Source organism: Bacillus nitroreducens, from assembly GCF_964021195.1.
In genome coordinates this window covers 1,387,342-1,404,898 of the sequence record NZ_CAXHYI020000003.1, presented here as the reverse complement: position 1 = coordinate 1,404,898, position 17,557 = coordinate 1,387,342, and the positions used below count along the sequence as shown (strand labels likewise).

Below are 17,557 nucleotides of genomic sequence, written 5' to 3'. Positions count from 1 at the left end.
GAGGTCCAATAAAAAAATATATAACAAAGGGGGGGAATACACTATACATCATTTCCTTCATGTACCCAGTTTATACATGTAAATGAAAAAATATCCTATCGTTCCCATAATTTCTTCAATGGTCGTTCATACTATCCATACAAATGCATTTGGCTGAGGTGTACGTATGATTCCCATATATATGTCAGAATACAATGTTACTTATTCTATTTTTTCGATTTTAATCGCTCTTTCTGCTAGCATCATATGTTTCGATATTGCCCTAAATCTCATACCCAAATTACCAAGACGCTTCGGTACCCTTTGGACCTTCATCGCTGCATTTACGTTTAGTCTTGGAACTAAGACGGCTTTTATTATTGGGATTGCAGGTTTATTAGAATCCTCCACTCTTCGATTTCAACTTCTTGGAGTAGTGATATCATTTTTCATCATGTTTGTAACTGATTCTCTTGGGTTAATGTTACTTTTGAAAAAGAAAACCTCTTACGTAGAGGCAGCGGTATTATTTACCCTTGGTAACTCTGTAACGTACTTTACTCTTATCATGTCAAATAACATTTTTACTATGTCCATTTTTAACGGATGGTTTTTACTTAGTGTACTCATTTGCTTCATCTTAAGTATGATGAGTAGCTATATGTTTAAAAAAGAACTACAGAAGGACCATCATACGAAAAGGGGCTACACTGGTGTCTTGTTCGGAATTTCCATCATCGGTCTCCAACATCTTTCAATGAGAGGACTGCTCCAGGTTTTACCAAGCGATAATGAAATAAATATTGGCGATATCGTCGCTCCATTTTTACTTTTAAGTGTGTTTTTATTTATGTTTATTGCTTTTATTGGAAATATGTATCAACAAAAATTAAACACAGAGCAACGAAAACTAAAAAAACAGGAGCGATCATTTCGTTCCCTATATGAGTTAAATCCTCTTGCTATCATAATAATGGATGTTGCAGGAGTAATCGTGGATATTAATCGTGCTGCAGAAGGACTTGCGGGTATGAAAAAGGAAGACATACTCGGAAAGCATTTTATAAAATTCGTTCCTGAAGAAGAGCATGTATTCGCTAAACAACAATTTGCAAAAGCCTTGGCTGGCGGAGTCGTTGAATATGAAATTCATATGTATAATACGTCCAGTACGGTTTCGGATTTATTTGTCCGAAACATTCCCATTACCGTCGATGACTCCATACATGGAATCTACGGAATGATTAAAGACATAACGGATCAAAAAAGGAACATGGAAAAAGTTCAATTCATGGCCTATCATGCACCACTTACAAATCTACCGAACAAACGAAAATTAACGGAAGATGTGGCTAAAAAAATCACCAACCATACTCCCTTTAGTCTTGTCTATCTTGATTTAAATGAATTCAAAAAGACAAATGATCGTTACGGACATTTGGCTGGTGACGCTGTTTTAGTTGAAGTTGCGAACCGACTCAAAACGATAGAAGAAGATGTCGTTGCCTACCACATCGGTGGAGATGAATTTACGGTTACACTTCCCTATGTGACTTATGAGGAAATTGAAAAAATCGCGGATCGTATTGCAGAAACAATTCGTATGCCGATTATGTATGATGAGTTTATTTTAGAGGTCTTTGCAAGCATCGGTGTTGCACGTTTTCCATTTGACGGAAGGACAATTGAAGAATTGCTGCAGAAGGCGGACCTTGCAATGTATGCTTCAAAGGAACACGGCGAGAGCAAATTGGTCTTCTATCACGATACACTCTTGAAAAACGTTGAGGAACGCTTCCTGCTGGAACAAGATTTAAAGGAAGCACTTGAAAAACATGAATTTGAGGTATACTATCAGCCGCAACTGGAACTCCAAACGGGCAAATTAAAAGGGGCCGAAGCTCTCCTGCGTTGGAACCATCCTGTAAGAGGAATGATGAGTCCCTATGTGTTTATCCATGTCCTGGAGGAAACGGGGCTAATTGTTGATGTCGGCGAATGGGTGATTTCACAAGTGTTTGAATCGATTTGCTCGTGGATAAAGAAAGGCTATGACTTTCAACAAATTTCGTTGAATATCTCAGCCATACATTTTGAAAAGGAGAGCTTGTACCATTTTATAAAAGAAACAGCTAAAGGTGACGATGCACTGCTCCATCACTTGGATATCGAAATCACCGAAAGTGCCTTACTTGATTTGGAAAAATCCGTTAAATCCGTAAAGCAGTTGAAGAAGCTTGGTATTATCATCAGTCTTGATGATTTTGGCACAGGTTATAGTTCCCTTAGCGTACTTCATCAGTTACCAATTGATTGCTTAAAAATTGACCGTTCCTTTATCGAAAATTTAGACGAAGAGTCTAAAGTGCTTATTCGAATGATTATTCAAATGTCGAATCACCTAAATGTAAAAGTCGTCGCTGAGGGCATCGAAACGAAGGAACAGCTCGACTTCCTTATTCAAGAAGGGTGCACATATGGCCAAGGCTATTACTTCGGCAAGCCCCTCCCTAAAGATAAATTTGAAAACACCTGGTTGAAGAAATAGTGGAGCAAATTAGGGACTGGGCAGGTCCCTGTCCCGCTTAAAAGCATGGGGACATGCTCTTCAGGCAATTTTTACTTCGCTAGATACTCGAGGCCAACTTTTCATTGAATACACGGGGGCCACTTCATTTTTTTATTATCATGACGGGGCGACCAGCCCCTTGACTCCACGGAACCATAAGACCGTCTCGATATACACTTTGTTTTTTTAAAATGGATCATCGTCATTCTAATCTTTCAGATTGTTCTATAGACTACATCTACCACAGAATTTAGCCGAATTTGTTGGAAAGTTTTTCTGAAAACGCTATTATTTTTCCTTTATAATAGAAGTAAGACTCTACTAAAAATAAGGGGGAGATGTGATGGAAGAGAAAACGAACCAATTGGCAGTTGGCATGGTGTGGGGTACGACATTGAGTATTCTTCTATGGATTGCATTTTTCGGTTGGATAAAACTTCTATCACAGCTCCTCTTTTAATCTATCACTTTCTAGACCCACTCGTGGCGGGCCCATAGACGTTATGAAATGACGCACACTAAAGTTTTCTAAAATATGTTAGTCCCATAGCCCCCGTTTGGAAGTGGTAATGGCCGTTGCACCCGCTTCAAGTGCTCGACGCACGTCTTCACTTGTCCGGATGAGCCCACCTGCAAGCACTGGTATATTCATTCTTTCTTTAACTTCTTGGATCATCCAAGGCATCGCGCCTGGCAATACCTCAATGTAATCTGGCTGGTTCTTTTCAATCAGCTTATAGCTTTTCTCAAGCGCATGGGTATCAATCAAAAACATTCGTTGTATCGCACATACTCCCTTTTGCTTCGCCTTTTGTATCACACTCGATTTTGTCGAAATTAATCCGTATGGCTGAAACTCCTGACAAATATATTCAGTCGCATATTCATCACTTTTGATGCCATGTACCATATCCACATGATAGATCATCTTTTTACCGTATTGTTTAGCTAATTTGTTAATATGTTTAAGTTGCGCTATGTGAATCTCTGTGAATATCCCGATCTCGTATTTGCTTTTTAAAAAGTACTCAAATTCCTTCATCGTCGTTGAGGCAGGTAAAATTTGTTGCTTCATCAGTCTCCCTCCATCCTTTAGTTGTAGTATAAACCTCTTTACCAAACAAAAAAAGGACCCGCTCGAGTAGAGTGGGCCAAAGAGAAAAAAGTCTACAGGTAAATATATAGTCAAATGTAGAAAAACTCCAATTCTACATTAACTAACAATAGGGTACTACATTCATTTTATTAGTCAATCGAAGTATTTACTATATTTCTATAATACCAATGTATGAACGAAAAGTATATTGGGAAAATCGGTGCAAATTTATAGCGATTTTTGGTGTTTTTTTGGGGTAACTTTCCTAAAACAGGGTATTTTATCGATTTCTGTCTGCAAAATGACGAAAATTTAAAATATTTTTCTACATTTTTCTCCATTATTAGCATTTTGGACATGCTATCATATTTTAAAGCGGTTTCAAAAAATTCAAAAAAATACAAAAATGGTATTCAATTAGGATTTCGGGGAGGTGTGGCAAAGTGACTTATTATCAGTTTAAGGAAATTTGGACACCATTAAGGATCGTTGGCATTCGTTTTTATAAACGACTACAAGACCGAATTTATTTTATCAGACTTGGAAACGGACCACGTCGTCCCATCTTAACGCGATTCAACTAACCTTAGCGAGAGCACAGGCTCTGGCTTTTTTTAATGTGCGCAGATTGTGGCGCATGACAGGTTCGTTGTTCTCAATGCTAACCAAGGAAACTGCCAATCTTGTACTAGGACAACTTTCGGAAGTCATATCCATAGTAGTAAACAAGCTTAAGGAGGCTTACGTTTACCTATGAGACGACGACGGGGTATACCCATTCAGCTACTCTTGGTAGTAATTGGTTCCATACTTATTATAACTCTTATTCTTTCACTATTTCGATCATCATCTGAAGAAGAAGCGAAAAAGCTTGTTCACGATTTTTATAAATACGAGCAGGATGCAGATTTTGGAAGTTCGTGGGAATTATTCCACCCACTGATGCAGGAGAGATTTGAAAAAGCCGACTACATCCAGCAGCGTAACCATGTATTTGTCGGCCACTTCGGTACGAATACCTTCAAATACACAGTGGAAGAGGCCGAGAAACTCAAATCCTGGAAAATGACAAAAGACTCCACCACCTTTCACGATGTCTACAAAGTACCTATCACCCAAACATACAAAAGCACATTCGGCACCTTCACCATCCACCAAGAGGTCTTCGTCGTTGAAGAAGCTGGAGAACTCGCAATCTTGTGGTCGTATCAATAAGTGGGTTGGTGGATCGATCAGTGGTCTGGAGGGAGTGAAGGGGAGTGATTTTATTTGGATTTGTTCTTCGTCCGGCTAATGAAGGACCTTCTAACAAGATTCATAGTGTTAGAGGACTTCATTTCAATTATGAAGGGGGTTCGGATTGCACTTTACAACCGTTTTCCTCTTCATTCGTCTTTTGAAGAGGATTTCACTTGCGTTTTCCAATACTTTTCCCCTTCATACCGCTTATGAAGAGGATTCCGAATACATTTTACAACCGTTTTCCTCTTCATTCGTCTTATGAAGAGGATTTCACTTGCGTTTTCTGATACTTTTTCCCCTTCATGCCGCTTATGAAGAGGATTCTGATTGCACTTTCCAACCGTTTTCCTCTTCATTCGTCTTATGAAGAGGATTTGACTTGCGTTTTCTGATACTTTTCCCCTTCATACCGCTTATGAAGAGGATTCCGAATGCACTTTACAACCGTTTTCCTCTTCATTCACCTTATGAAGAGGATTTCACTTGAGATTTCCAATACTTTTCCCCTTCATACCGCCTATGAAGAGGATTCTGATTGCACTTTACAACCGTTTTCCTCTTCATTCGTCTTATGAAGAGGATTTCACTTGCGTTTTCTGATATTTTTCCCATTCACACCGCCTATGAAGAGGATTCCGAATGCACTTACCAACCGTTTTCCTCTTCATTCGTCTTATGAAGAGGATTTCACTTGCGTTTTCTGATATTTTTCCCATTCACACCGCCTATGAAGAGGATTCCGAATGCACTTACCAACCGTTTTCCTCTTCATTCGTCTTATGAAGAGGATTTCACTTGCGTTTTCTGATATTTTTCCCATTCACACCGCCTATGAAGAGGATTCCGAATGCACTTACCAACCGTTTTCCTCTTCACTCACCTTATGAAGAGGATTTGACTTGCAATTTCCAATACTTTTCCCCTTCATACTGCCTATGAAGAGGATTCAGAATGCACTTTACAACTGTTTTCCTCTTCATTCACCTTATGAAGAGGATTTCACTTGCGTTTTCTGATATTTTTCCCATTCACACCGCCTATGAAGAGGATTCTGATTGCACTTTACAACTGTTTTCCTCTTCATTCGTCTTTTAAAGAGGATTTGACTCGCGTTTTCTGATACTTTTCCCATTCACACCGCCTATGAAGAGGATTCTGATTGCACTTTACAACCGTTTTCCTCTTCATTCACCTTATGAAGAGGATTTCACTTGCGATTTCCAATACTTTTCCCCTTCATACCGCTTATGAAGAGGATTCTGATTGCACTTTCCAACTGTTTTCCTCTTCATTCACCTTATGAAGAGGATTTGACTTGCGTTTTCTGATACTTTTCCCCTTCATACCGCTTATGAAGAGGATTCTGATTGCACTTTCCAACCGTTTTCCTCTTCATTCACCTTATGAAGAGGATTTCACTTGCGATTTCCAATACTTTTCCCCTTCATACCGCCTATGAAGAAGATTCTGATTGCACTTTCCAACCGTTTTCCTCTTCATTCACCTTATGAAGAGGATTTCACTTGCGATTTCCAATACTTTTCCCCTTCATACGCTTATGAAGAGAGGATTCAACTCCCGCTTTCCGATTGTTTTCCTCGTCATGCACTTCCGAACTTGATTCACTACATATAAATAGAATTTGAGAGTACAATTCCCACCCCCTAGGCTAACTGCACAAAAAAATTACTCTTGAACATCTAGTCCCCACGTCTAATCTCCGACCGCCTCTGAATACACTAATAGAAACTACATTTTTCATAAGGACTGGGGTGAAAGTGTGTTTTCAGCGGAAAAGATGCAGACGTTTGAGCTGTTTTCAGCCACACATCTTGTGACGCTCTTGATTTTTGTAGTCCTTTCTATATTCCTTATCACCGCAAGGAGGAATCTAAGACCCTATCAATCAACCGTCAAATGGACCTTTTTCAGCATCTTAGTCGCCAGTGAAGTGTCCCATCAAATTTGGTTGGTTTCAACTAACCAATGGGAAATCGGCTCTCTCCCGCTACACCTGTGTTCTATCAGTACGTTTATTTGTATATACCTGTTCCTGAAGCCTAGTAAGAAGGCATTCTACTTGGTGTTCTTTACAGGATTGCTCCCTCCAATTTTAAGCATGGTTACTCCAGAACTGTTGTATCAGTTCCCTCACTATCGTTTTCTAAAATACTTTCTTCATCATGCCACAATTGCTTGGTCGGTGCTCTATTTCATTGTGTTTGAGGGGTACCGTGTTCCGAGAAAAGCAGTTGGGACCGCCTTTTTACTTCTCAACATCATCGCCGTTCCAATCTTTTTGATCAACATCCTTCTCAACACGAACTTCTTCTATCTCGCCGATCCAACCGAAACGACCACGATTTTGTCCTTTTTCGGATCTGGTATCACCTATTACCTGACCCTCGAAGTCGCTGGTATTGCCGTCTTCCTCCTCACATACCTACCGATGGCAATTTTAATGACAAAGGAAAAAAGCCACCCTGAGGTCGAGGAAAATATTCCTTGATCCAGGTTGGCTTTTCACGTAGGACAGTTCATCTGTCCGTGTCCTAATCCAAAGAGACCTATTTTTGCGGTCCACTCGAGGAAACACCAGACCCTCCCATGTTTCACCCTTGTTTCCTTCTCTGCTCTCCACTCATGAAACACCAGAACCGTCACCTTGTTTTCCTTCACTGCTCTCCCACTCATGAAACACTAGAACCGGCCCCGTGTTTCACCCATGTTTCCTTTTCCACGAGCCTACCGAATGAAACACCAGAACCGTCCGAGACCACTGAAAAAGTCATAAAATTTTTAGTTAAATCAGCTTTTTATAAAAAGTTGAAAGTCATTCGGTTTTCCAAACATGAAAAACCCCCTAAATGGTATAATGGATGTTGACTAGACACCAAACCATAGGGGGTTTTTCATATGCTTCGACTAGTGCCAAAGCAATATAGCTTTCATTCTGTATTATACGATAAAATTCCGGAAAATCATATCCTTAAAAGGATAGTTAGTATAATAGATTTTAGTTTTATTAATGAAATACTTAAGGAATATTATTGCGAAACTTTTGGAAGACCGGCAAAAGAACCTGAGTTAATGTGTAAACTCCTTTTCCTTCAGGAAATGTATAACCTCTCTGACGAGAGGTTGATTGATGAAGCTAGCTATAATCTAGCTTATTTGTATTTTCTTGGTCTTGACCCCGAAGATACACTTCCCGATAAAAGTCTACTATCAAAGTTTAGAACAAAACGGTTTCCAGATGATAAACCTTTGGATAAGATTTTGACACACATTGTTGAACAATGTGTGGACAAAGGGCTTATTAAAGGAAACAGTGTCAGTATTGACGCAACACACATTGAAGCAAATACTATTAAGAAAACACCTGAAAGACTGATGAAACATTTAGCACGAAAAGTCCTTAAAGCACTAGAAGAAGAAACTGGCCAGGTACCTGTTGACTTGCCTGCAGAACCAGAATATATGGAAATTGAGGATCATAAAGAAGCGAAGGCTGTTATGAAAGAGTACGTTGATAGGGTGATTGAATGTGTAGAAAAGCAGGTAACTCCTACAGAATCAAATACCAATGAAATGATCAAAAAGACAAAAGAGATTATTAACGATCCAAAATTTATGCAGCAAAAAGGTGTTCGCTCCGTTATAGATGAAGATGCTCGGGTTGGACGCAAAAGTAAGTCCCAAGATTTTTTTGGCTATAAAACCGAATTTGTTATGACAACAGACGAACGAATTATCACTTCTGTTCGTACAGCCAGCGGATCTTATATGGATGGCAATTTTACAAATGAAATGTTGAATGACACTTTATCTTCTGGTATTAAGGTAAAAGAAGTTTACGCAGATAAAGCATATTTTAGAAAATCAATTTTGGATGAAATTAAAGTCTTTGAAGCAAAGGCTTATATTCCTGTGAGTTCCGTTGTATATAGAATAGATGAAAGTGAATTTACATATAACAAAGACTCTGATGAGTGGCAGTGTAGCCAAGGAAATACAACCATTCAGAAGAAACATTTTAACACTAAAAATAAAGACGGTGATAGAACAGGGTATAAATATTATTTCGATATTAAGCAATGTAAGACCTGTCCTTTACATGACCAATGCGCAAAAAAATCAGCAAGAAGAATCCTTGTCGTCGGAAAAAACACCACAGAGTTTTATGAAATATCACAATTTCAGAAGTCAGAGGAGTTTAAAGAAAAATATAAGAAGAGGGCTTCTATCGAAGGTAAGAATGCAGAGCTCAAACGTTTTCACGGCCTCTCCCGAGCCAGGGGGTATGGTCTATTAAGTGTGTCTAAACAATCTAAATTGGCAGCCATAGCAGTTAACTTGAAGCGGATAGCAGCTATTGCATCCGCTTCATCAGTTAAATAAAGGGGGAATGGAACACCCACCCCCTCATAATAATAAGTTTCAATAAAAATAATCCCATTTTTGGTAGTCAATTTTAAAATTTCGAAGAAATGGGAGTGGGAGTGAAAAAAACCTCTACTTTTTCACTGGTCTCGAACCGTCCCTGTGTTCTACATTGGGACGAGTTTATTTTGGACGGCGTAGATGACGACTTGGGAGCGGCTTTTGACGTTGAATTTTTTAAAGATTTTGCTGACATGGATTTTTACGGTTTTGTCGCTGATGAAGAGGCGGTCGGCAATTTCTTTGTTGCTCATTCCTTCCACTAGGCATTGCAGGACTTCCATTTCGCGCTCGGTTAGTGCGTTGTCCTTTGGTTGCTCCTGCTGTTGTTGGTGGAAATTGAGGAGCTTTTTCGTCATGGATGGATGAATGACCGACTCGCCGCTTGCAACGGTACGAATCGCTTCTACCACTTGTTCAGATGGCGCATCCTTGAGCAGGTAGCCGTCTGCTCCTTCTCGAATCGCTGCCATGAAATACTCGTCATGGTTATGCATGGTTAGTACCAATACTTTAATTGAAGGATATTTCTTTTTCAAAATGCCCGTTACTTCAACTCCGTTTTTCTGGGGCATATTAATGTCCATTAAAATTACATCTGGCTCGCACTTTGGTACCTTCTCAAGGGCTTCATCACCCGAGACAGCTTCGCCGACAACTCGAATATCGTCCTCAAGTTCTAATATATTTCTCAGTCCGTCACGTAACACAGCATGATCATCCACCAGCATAAGCTTGATCAACAGTATTACCTCCTTCAAGTCCCATTTTCGGAACCGTTAATATGATGTCTGTACCTTGACCTTCTTTTGAATCAATTTGGAGGGTTGCATTAATTTTTTCAGCCGCATCATTCATATTTAAAATGCCAAAATGCGGGTTATTTTGTGCCTTGACCATTGCCTGAAACAATGAGAATCCTACCCCGTTGTCTTTTATCTTTAAAATAATGTTCTCCTTCTGATAGCTTAACAGAACTTCAATTTTTGTGGCTTTCGCATGCTTAATCGTGTTCTGTAAGCTCTCTTGAAAAATATCAAATAGTTCCTTCTCAACCATCGAGCTGAGGGGAACTTCTTTTCCTCGGATATCAAACGAAAATGGAATGTCATATTCGTCCTTCACCATTTCAATTCGTTTTTCGATTGCAGCTGACAATCCTACTCGTTCGGTCGGATATGGACGTAACTCGTAAATGGACTCACGCACTTCTCGTAAACTCAGCCTTAATTTATCCATACTTTGTAAAATGAGTTTTCTCGTTTCCTCTGGATTACGATTGAATTTTCGTTCGGCGGTTTCTAGGTTCATAACTGCACCTGCAAGGGTTTGAGCCACACCGTCATGAATACCACGCGCAATCCGATTACGTTCCTCAAGGATAATTCGTTTTTCCTTCTCTTCGATTAAATACCTTGATTTTATCGCAACAGCAAGCTGGTTAGATAGTGTGGCAATAGAGTGGATTTCATCTTCCTCAAAACTTCGTGAACGACTCTTTGCCACGACGAGCATTCCAATCGTTTCATCCTCGACAACCATGGGAGAATACACAAATGCTTTCATGTCCTTTTTAAAAAACTCATCAATGGGTCCTAGTTTTTTCACTCGGTCCTGATAGACAATCGGTTCTTTTTTTCCATCAAAACGTGCCAATGCCTCACCTGATAACGCATCCTTTGGCGTTACTCTCCCATCATAATAAAGAATCTTCCAATCCTCATTTTCCTTCACCCAAAGCATGACCGCTTGCACATCCACAATTTGAGTGAAGATGGTTTTAAACGTTTCAATCCAATCGGTTGAGTGGATGTTCTTATTCACCACTGTTGTAATTTCAAACAGAGCATTCAACCGTTTCTTTTCATTTTCTAAGGTTGTGATGACGGAATACAAAAGCGACACAGCTATTAATGGTGAGAAAAAGAAAAACATTGAGAACACGTCAATCGTTCTTCCACTAAGGTACACTATTATCACTCCATAAAGTAGTGAAATGAGGGCGCTCCCCAACTCAATTGATGACTTCGCAAGAAACATATTCAGTGAGTATGGCTGTGGACGAAGTAAGAGAACGATATCGACAATCACATTGTTTATGATATAAAAGAGTACCAAAAAAAGAGTATATGTAAGAACTCCCGTTAAAAATTCACTGTTGGTTATTAGAATTTGAGTTGTTTTTGTATGTGTTACGATGTATTCTGCAAGAAACAGCGTGATCACTAATTGCGCAGGGTTAAACAAAATAGTCCTCATCGGACGCTGATGAAGAAAATTAGTCGCCAATACAATTCCCGCATAAATGATGATTGGATACGAAATTCCAAATATCTCATACATGACGAAAATAAGAGGAAACGTAATCGTCGTAGAGCCTCTTAAAAGTGGAATTGGAAAATACTCCGTTATCACTAACATGGTAGTGAGTAAAAGGAGAAGTGCCATTTCATTTGTTGGCTCGATCTGAAAAAATGAATACCCAACTACTGTCCAGCCCAGCAAAGCAATGAAAATCATATAGGCTTTTGCAACATTCTCCCTCTTGTGGGAAGACACCTCTTGAAGTTTCACACCTCTCCCCCTTATCGTATCCTTCAGTAAATTTTTACCTATTTCTATTATAGTATATGAATAGTGAAAAAACATAAACAATCCAGTTGAAAATGCAACCAACATATGATTGTTCACTCAGACTTTGCTACTTGTCTTATCAGAATTCCATGTAATCGCATAAAAAACCCAGACTAGTCGAATGGCTTGACAACCACTGACCAATGCTGGGTACCCACAAACACCGAAAATGTTTGTGCAATTAATTATGTCAAAAATATACCTCTAATTCTATGACCCAAATTCATTATTTTTATACACCTAAAGTAGTACACCTTGTCCCAATGTAATCACATCCTGAAAATTTAAAAAGGACAGGGGTATCTGTCCCCTGTCCTTTTATGCTGAGCCTTTGATATCGTTTGCGAGGTCTTTGATGAATTGCTTCATATCAATTTCTGTACTTCGCTCGCCTTTCATAAACGCTCGGATTAATGCTCGTCTAACCCGATTTTCATCAATTGATAGATCGTTATTTCCAGATTTATGTTCCAAATTAAGTTCACTCCTAGATGAAAAAATGCCTAGGCAACGAACATCATGCTCAGTGAAGGATGGAGACGCCTCCACCGAACCAACTGTGTTCGATATACCTAGCACTATGGAGAAGATGCACCTGAGGGGCTGGATGGAGAAACCAGTTCCGCCAGGTATTTACTATACATGTACGCTAGAGGCATCTCTTTTGCGACTGTCTTTTGAAAAAATGTACGAACTTGACAGTGAATCCCAATTAGAATCATTTTGCGGTATAATAAAAGGATATGATAAATTTTATTCTACTTATATCCTCCACTACCTAGTGGTAGATAAATATGTTTTGGTAGCCCATTCAATGGAGGCATAAATCCTGAGTGTGCACGAAGGATTTGACAGTTTTTTAGTCGCACACGGAATAGACCTAACGTCTCCAATATATATACTCAATACAATCAAGTTTTTCTTTGTGAGGGTTAAAAATAGAAACCTAATATAAATTTTCGCCCAAGAGGGAGTGAGACAACCTTGCTTCAAAATGATATTCCAAAAGATGTGGTCATGCATTTTTCTGAAAAGCTTCGTGGCATGTACACTTACGAAAGTGAAGAAGACCGCACGTTAATCAAAAAGGGACTAAACCTCTTCCGACAGGGGAGTGTTTACAATGTGAAATATAGTGGACTGAAACTCGAAGGGCGGGTCCAAGACGTGACGCCTGTTGATGTGGCGCTTGATCTCGATTATATGGAAATGAGTCGCTGTACCTGCCCAGCAACTGGTTTCTGTCGTCACCAAATGGCGATGTTTTTCTATATGTACGCAAGCGTGGATCGAGTTGGTTCCCTGCTTCAACAATGGAAAGAGGCCAACAAGCCAACGCCTACCTTGGCGTCGATTCCTGTGACAAAGGGAAACACATTAAAGCGTGTGGAGTTAAAGGAAAATTCCCTTGAAAGCTGGCTTGCTCTTTTCGCTCGGGAATATGAACGGTTTGAGACAGGACATCCAGGGAAATCTATTTATTATTTTGCAACGCTTTACCATTCCTTTTTTCAGACATTAATAAGGAAAGCGCCCTTTGCGAAGGAATACAAACGGTTATTTCATATTCATGCCGCACTATTTTGCATTCGAAAAACATTTGAGCTGGCTGAGCAAATTGAAATTCGTCCCTATCAAGTAGACTCCTATATCAAGCCTTATTTTCATAATTATACAGACATTGTGCTTGATAACTCGATGGAGATGCGAAAAGTAGCTCTCCCATTCGGATTTGATGGTTTGTTGGAAGAAAGCATTGAGCCTGTCAGAGATACCCTGCTTCACCAATCCTTGTTTCAATACGAACGATTGCAAATGTACCGTCTTCTATGGGTCACTTTTTTCAATCGAAAAAAATGGATGGAGCAGGAAGAAAGCGCCTTGGAACTTGAAAATCCAGTGCACAGAATAGCCTATGCCCATCTTCGCTTTTTACAAAAGGATGATGCGACTGCAATCGAGTCGATGAAAAAACTCGGAAAAGAAATGACGCCTTATAGCTTTTGGTGGATTTCCTTTTTATCTGAGTCCAAGAATTGGGATCGAGTTCGGCCATGGATTGAATATGCACTAGAAGGAATTCGGGATTATGTATTTTCCATCCATAGCTATGAAGGGCGCCGGCACATGACGAGGTTGTTTTTACAAAACATCACACCATACACCGATGAGTACGATGAGACTGTGTATACAACAGCATTAGCACGGCTCCTTCCATACAGCTATGTTGAGTACAACAGCTTTTTACTGGATACTGAGCAATATCGGAAATGGGTCGACCTGCAGATTTATGCAGGCTACGATATCGATGACATCGATCGAGGTGTATTAAAAGAAATCGAAACCATTGACCGTGCTGCCCTATTGCCTCTCTATCACAGAGCGGTAGCCAAAGCGATCGAAGGTAAAAATCGACCAAGCTATAAAAAAGCCGTTAAATATCTGCGGAAAATCCGTGCTCATTATAAAAAGTTGAAACAAGAAGACTTGTGGGACGAATATATCACGAAGCTTGCTGCCGTGAATAAGCGACTACGCGCCTTCCAGCAAGAACTTCTTCGGGCTTCGATGATTACAGAGTAAAGGGGTGAGAGAATGTTACGTACCTATACAATTGTTGTCCACTCAGAATGGGTCCATAATAAAGGGTTTTATGTGTGGTGCACAAACACCGACGGTTACAATATTGAGATGAATGAATGGAAGAAAAACCTTTTCGTTTGGCATGAAGCTTCTTTTTACGGAACTTTCTTGGAAGAGGCTAATTTTGAGAACACTCCCGCTGTTCTCCTTTCACCTTGGCAAGCGTTGACCTTCTTTGCTGAAGCACCGATGAACTCTTTCATACACATTGAATATACAGAGAATGCCGAACTGTATCACTCCATTTCTCAAGAGTTGTTACCCTTCATAAAGAGTGGAGACTTTATGCCTGACTTTGAGTCTTGGCGTATGAATGAGCGTTTTGGTTGGAAACCGATTGACAATGAGCTGACGGGCTTTGCATCGGAATGGTTTACAGAAGCGATCACCGATTGGATTCAGTCTGATACTACGCTTCGTGATGCTTGGGAGGAAATCACAACTACTTTTCCACTTGTGAAAAGTACTACAGGCTCTGAGTTTGTTGTAGATGAAAATAATTGGCTTGAACGAATCGGCTGGAAACAGGATAACACTCCATTTGATGTGTTGCTTCAAATCAAGGAACCTGAAATAGACAATGGTGCTTGGAAGCTACGCACTGTGTTTCGTAGTAAAGATAAGCCCCATAAAATGCATGATGTGCTACCAAAAAAATGGGCTCCATTTGAGGAAAAAATCACAAGCAATCAAGAGATGTGGGCTAAGCTCATCCCATGGCTTCGTGATGAGGAAGGAATCATTCAAGAACTTACCGAGCGCCAGGCCTGGGACTTTTTAACAGACGCAAGTACAAAGCTAATGGAAGCTGGAGTTGAAATTCTGTTACCAGCATGGTGGAAAGCCATAAAGGATGCCCAACTAGCAATCAAAGCAAAGGTTAAACCAACATCTGGTGGTGGTCGTCAATCGTTCGTAGGCTTGCAATCGATCATCAATTTTGACTGGCGTTTTTCAACAAACGGGGTTGAACTATCTGAAGAAGAATTCATGTCGCTTGTGAACGAGCAACGACGCTTAATCAACATCCGCGGAAAATGGATTAAGCTTGATCCAGCATTTATTAAGCATGTTCAATCAATTTTAGCGCGGGCCAACAAGGAAGGACTCCATATTCGCGATGTCCTCGAGCAGGAGCTGCTGTCACTTACTGAACAAGCTGAACGTGAGGAACAAGAACTTGCAGGAGCATTTGCAGGCGTTCAAATCGAACTGAATCGACATCTTTCGAAAATGATTACTCAATTAACAGACATTAAGGAAATACCGAAGGCAGTTATTCCCGCTTCCTTCAAAGGTGAGCTTCGTCCTTACCAACAACAAGGTGTCGATTGGCTCTTATTTTTACGACAGTTTGGATTCGGAGCCTGTCTTGCAGATGATATGGGATTAGGAAAGACGATCCAAATGATCGCTTACTTTTTAGCGGTAAAAGAACAAGGTGCGAAGCCTGCTCTAATTATTTGTCCGACCTCAGTACTGGGTAACTGGCAAAAGGAACTAGAGAAATTCGGTCCCGACCTTCGAGTCCACCTCCATTACGGTTCCAACCGTTTAAAGGGGGAAGAGTTTAAGGCACTGGTAAACGAATCTGACATTGTGCTCACTTCCTACGGATTGTCCCATTTAGACGAGGAGGAAATCTCTTCTTTCGACTGGGGGACGATTTGCCTAGACGAGGCGCAGAATATTAAAAATGCGCAAACAAAGCAATCTCGTGCAATTCGAAAGCTAAAAAGCGACCATAATATCGCCCTGACGGGAACACCGATGGAGAACCGTTTGACCGAGCTTTGGTCAATTTTTGACTTTATCAATCGTGGTTATTTAGGTAGCCTAGGTGGATTCCAAAAAAGGTATGTTTCGCCGATTGAAAAGGACCATGACCAAGAAACGATTGCTCAGCTGCAACGTTTAATTAAACCATTTTTACTACGACGGACGAAAAATGATGAAGCTGTTGCACTGAATTTACCAGATAAACTTGAGCAAAAAGAATACTGTCCGTTGACAGTTGAGCAGGCCTCTATTTATGAGCAGCTCGTGAAGGATACATTGAATCAAGTCGAACAGCTAGCAGGTATGCAACGGAAAGGTCTAATCTTAAAAATGCTCGGCCATCTGAAGCAGGTTTGTGACCATCCTGCCCTTTATTTGAAGGAAGCAAATCCTGTTAAGGTTGACGAACGTTCTGCGAAAATGGAGAAGCTACTTGAGCTTGTCGATCACATTCGGGACCAGAATGAAAGCTGCTTGATTTTTACACAGTATATTCAAATGGGCGAAATGATTCAAGATGTGCTTCAAAAACGTTTCAAAGAACCCGTACAGTTCTTGAATGGAAGTCTAGCTAAAGCGCATCGTGATAAGATGATTGAGGACTTTCAAAATCGTAAGTTCAATATCTTAATTCTATCCCTAAAAGCTGGTGGAACGGGCTTGAATTTAACAGAAGCAAATCACGTTATCCACTATGACCGCTGGTGGAACCCAGCTGTTGAAAACCAAGCTACCGACCGGGCCTACCGTATCGGCCAAAAGCGCTTCGTCCATGTGCACAAGCTAATCGCGACAGGCACGCTTGAAGAAAAAATCGACGAAATGCTCGAGAAAAAGCAGTCATTGAATGACGAAATCATCACCAGCGAAAACTGGATCACCGAACTCTCCACAAACGAACTCAAAGAGTTGCTCGGCGTGTTTTAATACCTGTTTGGGTTTTCCAGAGAATATTGGGCCCATCTCTCTTTGTACGAAAAAAAGTATTGGGGTATTGAAATACGTGTCGTGGTATTTCGCAAATTTGCTTTATCGGCATATCAAACAAAGGTAAAATCAAGCTTGGTATACCGCTAACACGTTTTTTCGGTATACGAAACGTAGATATCCTTTTCGGTATACCAGGGAGGAATATGCCAACCTTGGTATACCGCACACACGCAAATTAATCT

Annotated in this window: 10 protein-coding genes and 1 pseudogene; 7 read left to right on the top strand and 4 right to left on the bottom strand. The window is 40.2% G+C overall.

What is annotated here, in order from left to right; genetic code table 11:
• The first annotated feature begins 166 nt into the window (after positions 1–166).
• Positions 167–2,527 (top strand): putative bifunctional diguanylate cyclase/phosphodiesterase, encoded by a 2,361-nt coding sequence (locus tag ACWPVE_RS10635; protein ID WP_453993150.1) that lies wholly within the window; start codon positions 167–169, stop codon positions 2,525–2,527.
• A 559-nt stretch (positions 2,528–3,086) separates the two neighbouring features.
• Here ACWPVE_RS10635 and ACWPVE_RS10630 read toward each other — a convergent pair.
• A complete protein-coding gene (locus ACWPVE_RS10630) occupies positions 3,087–3,623 on the bottom strand; it encodes a glycerol-3-phosphate responsive antiterminator (protein WP_453993149.1) in 537 nt (178 codons plus the stop codon).
• Between the two features lie 464 nt (positions 3,624–4,087).
• Here ACWPVE_RS10630 and ACWPVE_RS10625 point away from each other — a divergent pair, with 464 nt between their 5' ends.
• From ACWPVE_RS10625 to ACWPVE_RS10610, 4 genes and pseudogenes are all read left to right on the top strand, one after another.
• Entirely contained in the window at positions 4,088–4,228 is a 141-nt protein-coding gene (locus ACWPVE_RS10625; RefSeq protein ID WP_453993147.1) for a hypothetical protein, read from the top strand.
• Positions 4,229–4,397: 169 nt separating this feature from the next.
• Positions 4,398–4,859 (top strand): hypothetical protein, encoded by a 462-nt coding sequence (locus ACWPVE_RS10620; protein WP_453993145.1) that lies wholly within the window; start codon positions 4,398–4,400, stop codon positions 4,857–4,859.
• A 1,807-nt stretch (positions 4,860–6,666) separates the two neighbouring features.
• On the top strand, positions 6,667–7,395 hold the full coding sequence (locus ACWPVE_RS10615) for a YwaF family protein (RefSeq protein WP_453993143.1): 729 nt from the start codon (positions 6,667–6,669) through the stop codon (positions 7,393–7,395).
• Between the two features lie 407 nt (positions 7,396–7,802).
• Positions 7,803–9,272 (top strand): annotated as a pseudogene (locus tag ACWPVE_RS10610) (IS1182 family transposase); the annotation flags it as partial.
• A gap of 164 nt (positions 9,273–9,436) precedes the next feature.
• Here the strand turns inward: ACWPVE_RS10610 and ACWPVE_RS10605 are convergent.
• The 3 genes from ACWPVE_RS10605 to ACWPVE_RS10595 all read right to left on the bottom strand — a co-directional run bounded on the left by ACWPVE_RS10605 (position 9,437) and on the right by ACWPVE_RS10595 (position 12,437).
• Positions 9,437–10,072: a response regulator gene (locus tag ACWPVE_RS10605; RefSeq protein WP_453993141.1), complete on the bottom strand. Its 636-nt coding sequence runs from the start codon at positions 10,070–10,072 to the stop codon at positions 9,437–9,439.
• Positions 10,047–11,903, bottom strand: coding sequence for a histidine kinase (locus ACWPVE_RS10600; protein WP_453993139.1), 1,857 nt, complete (start codon positions 11,901–11,903; stop codon positions 10,047–10,049). Before ACWPVE_RS10600 ends, ACWPVE_RS10605 begins: the two co-directional genes overlap by 26 nt.
• A 378-nt stretch (positions 11,904–12,281) precedes the next feature.
• The gene (locus ACWPVE_RS10595; RefSeq protein ID WP_453993137.1) at positions 12,282–12,437 is read right to left on the bottom strand and encodes a hypothetical protein; all 156 of its coding nucleotides are present in this window, start codon (positions 12,435–12,437) and stop codon (positions 12,282–12,284) included.
• A gap of 510 nt (positions 12,438–12,947) precedes the next feature.
• On the opposite strand from ACWPVE_RS10595, the gene ACWPVE_RS10590 reads away from it, so the two are divergent.
• Positions 12,948–14,546, top strand: coding sequence for a hypothetical protein (locus ACWPVE_RS10590; protein WP_453993135.1), 1,599 nt, complete (start codon positions 12,948–12,950; stop codon positions 14,544–14,546).
• 12 nt (positions 14,547–14,558) lie between these two features.
• Complete coding sequence (locus tag ACWPVE_RS10585) at positions 14,559–17,312, top strand: DEAD/DEAH box helicase (protein WP_453993131.1); 2,754 nt, start codon at positions 14,559–14,561, stop codon at positions 17,310–17,312.
• Positions 17,313–17,557 lie beyond the last annotated feature (245 nt).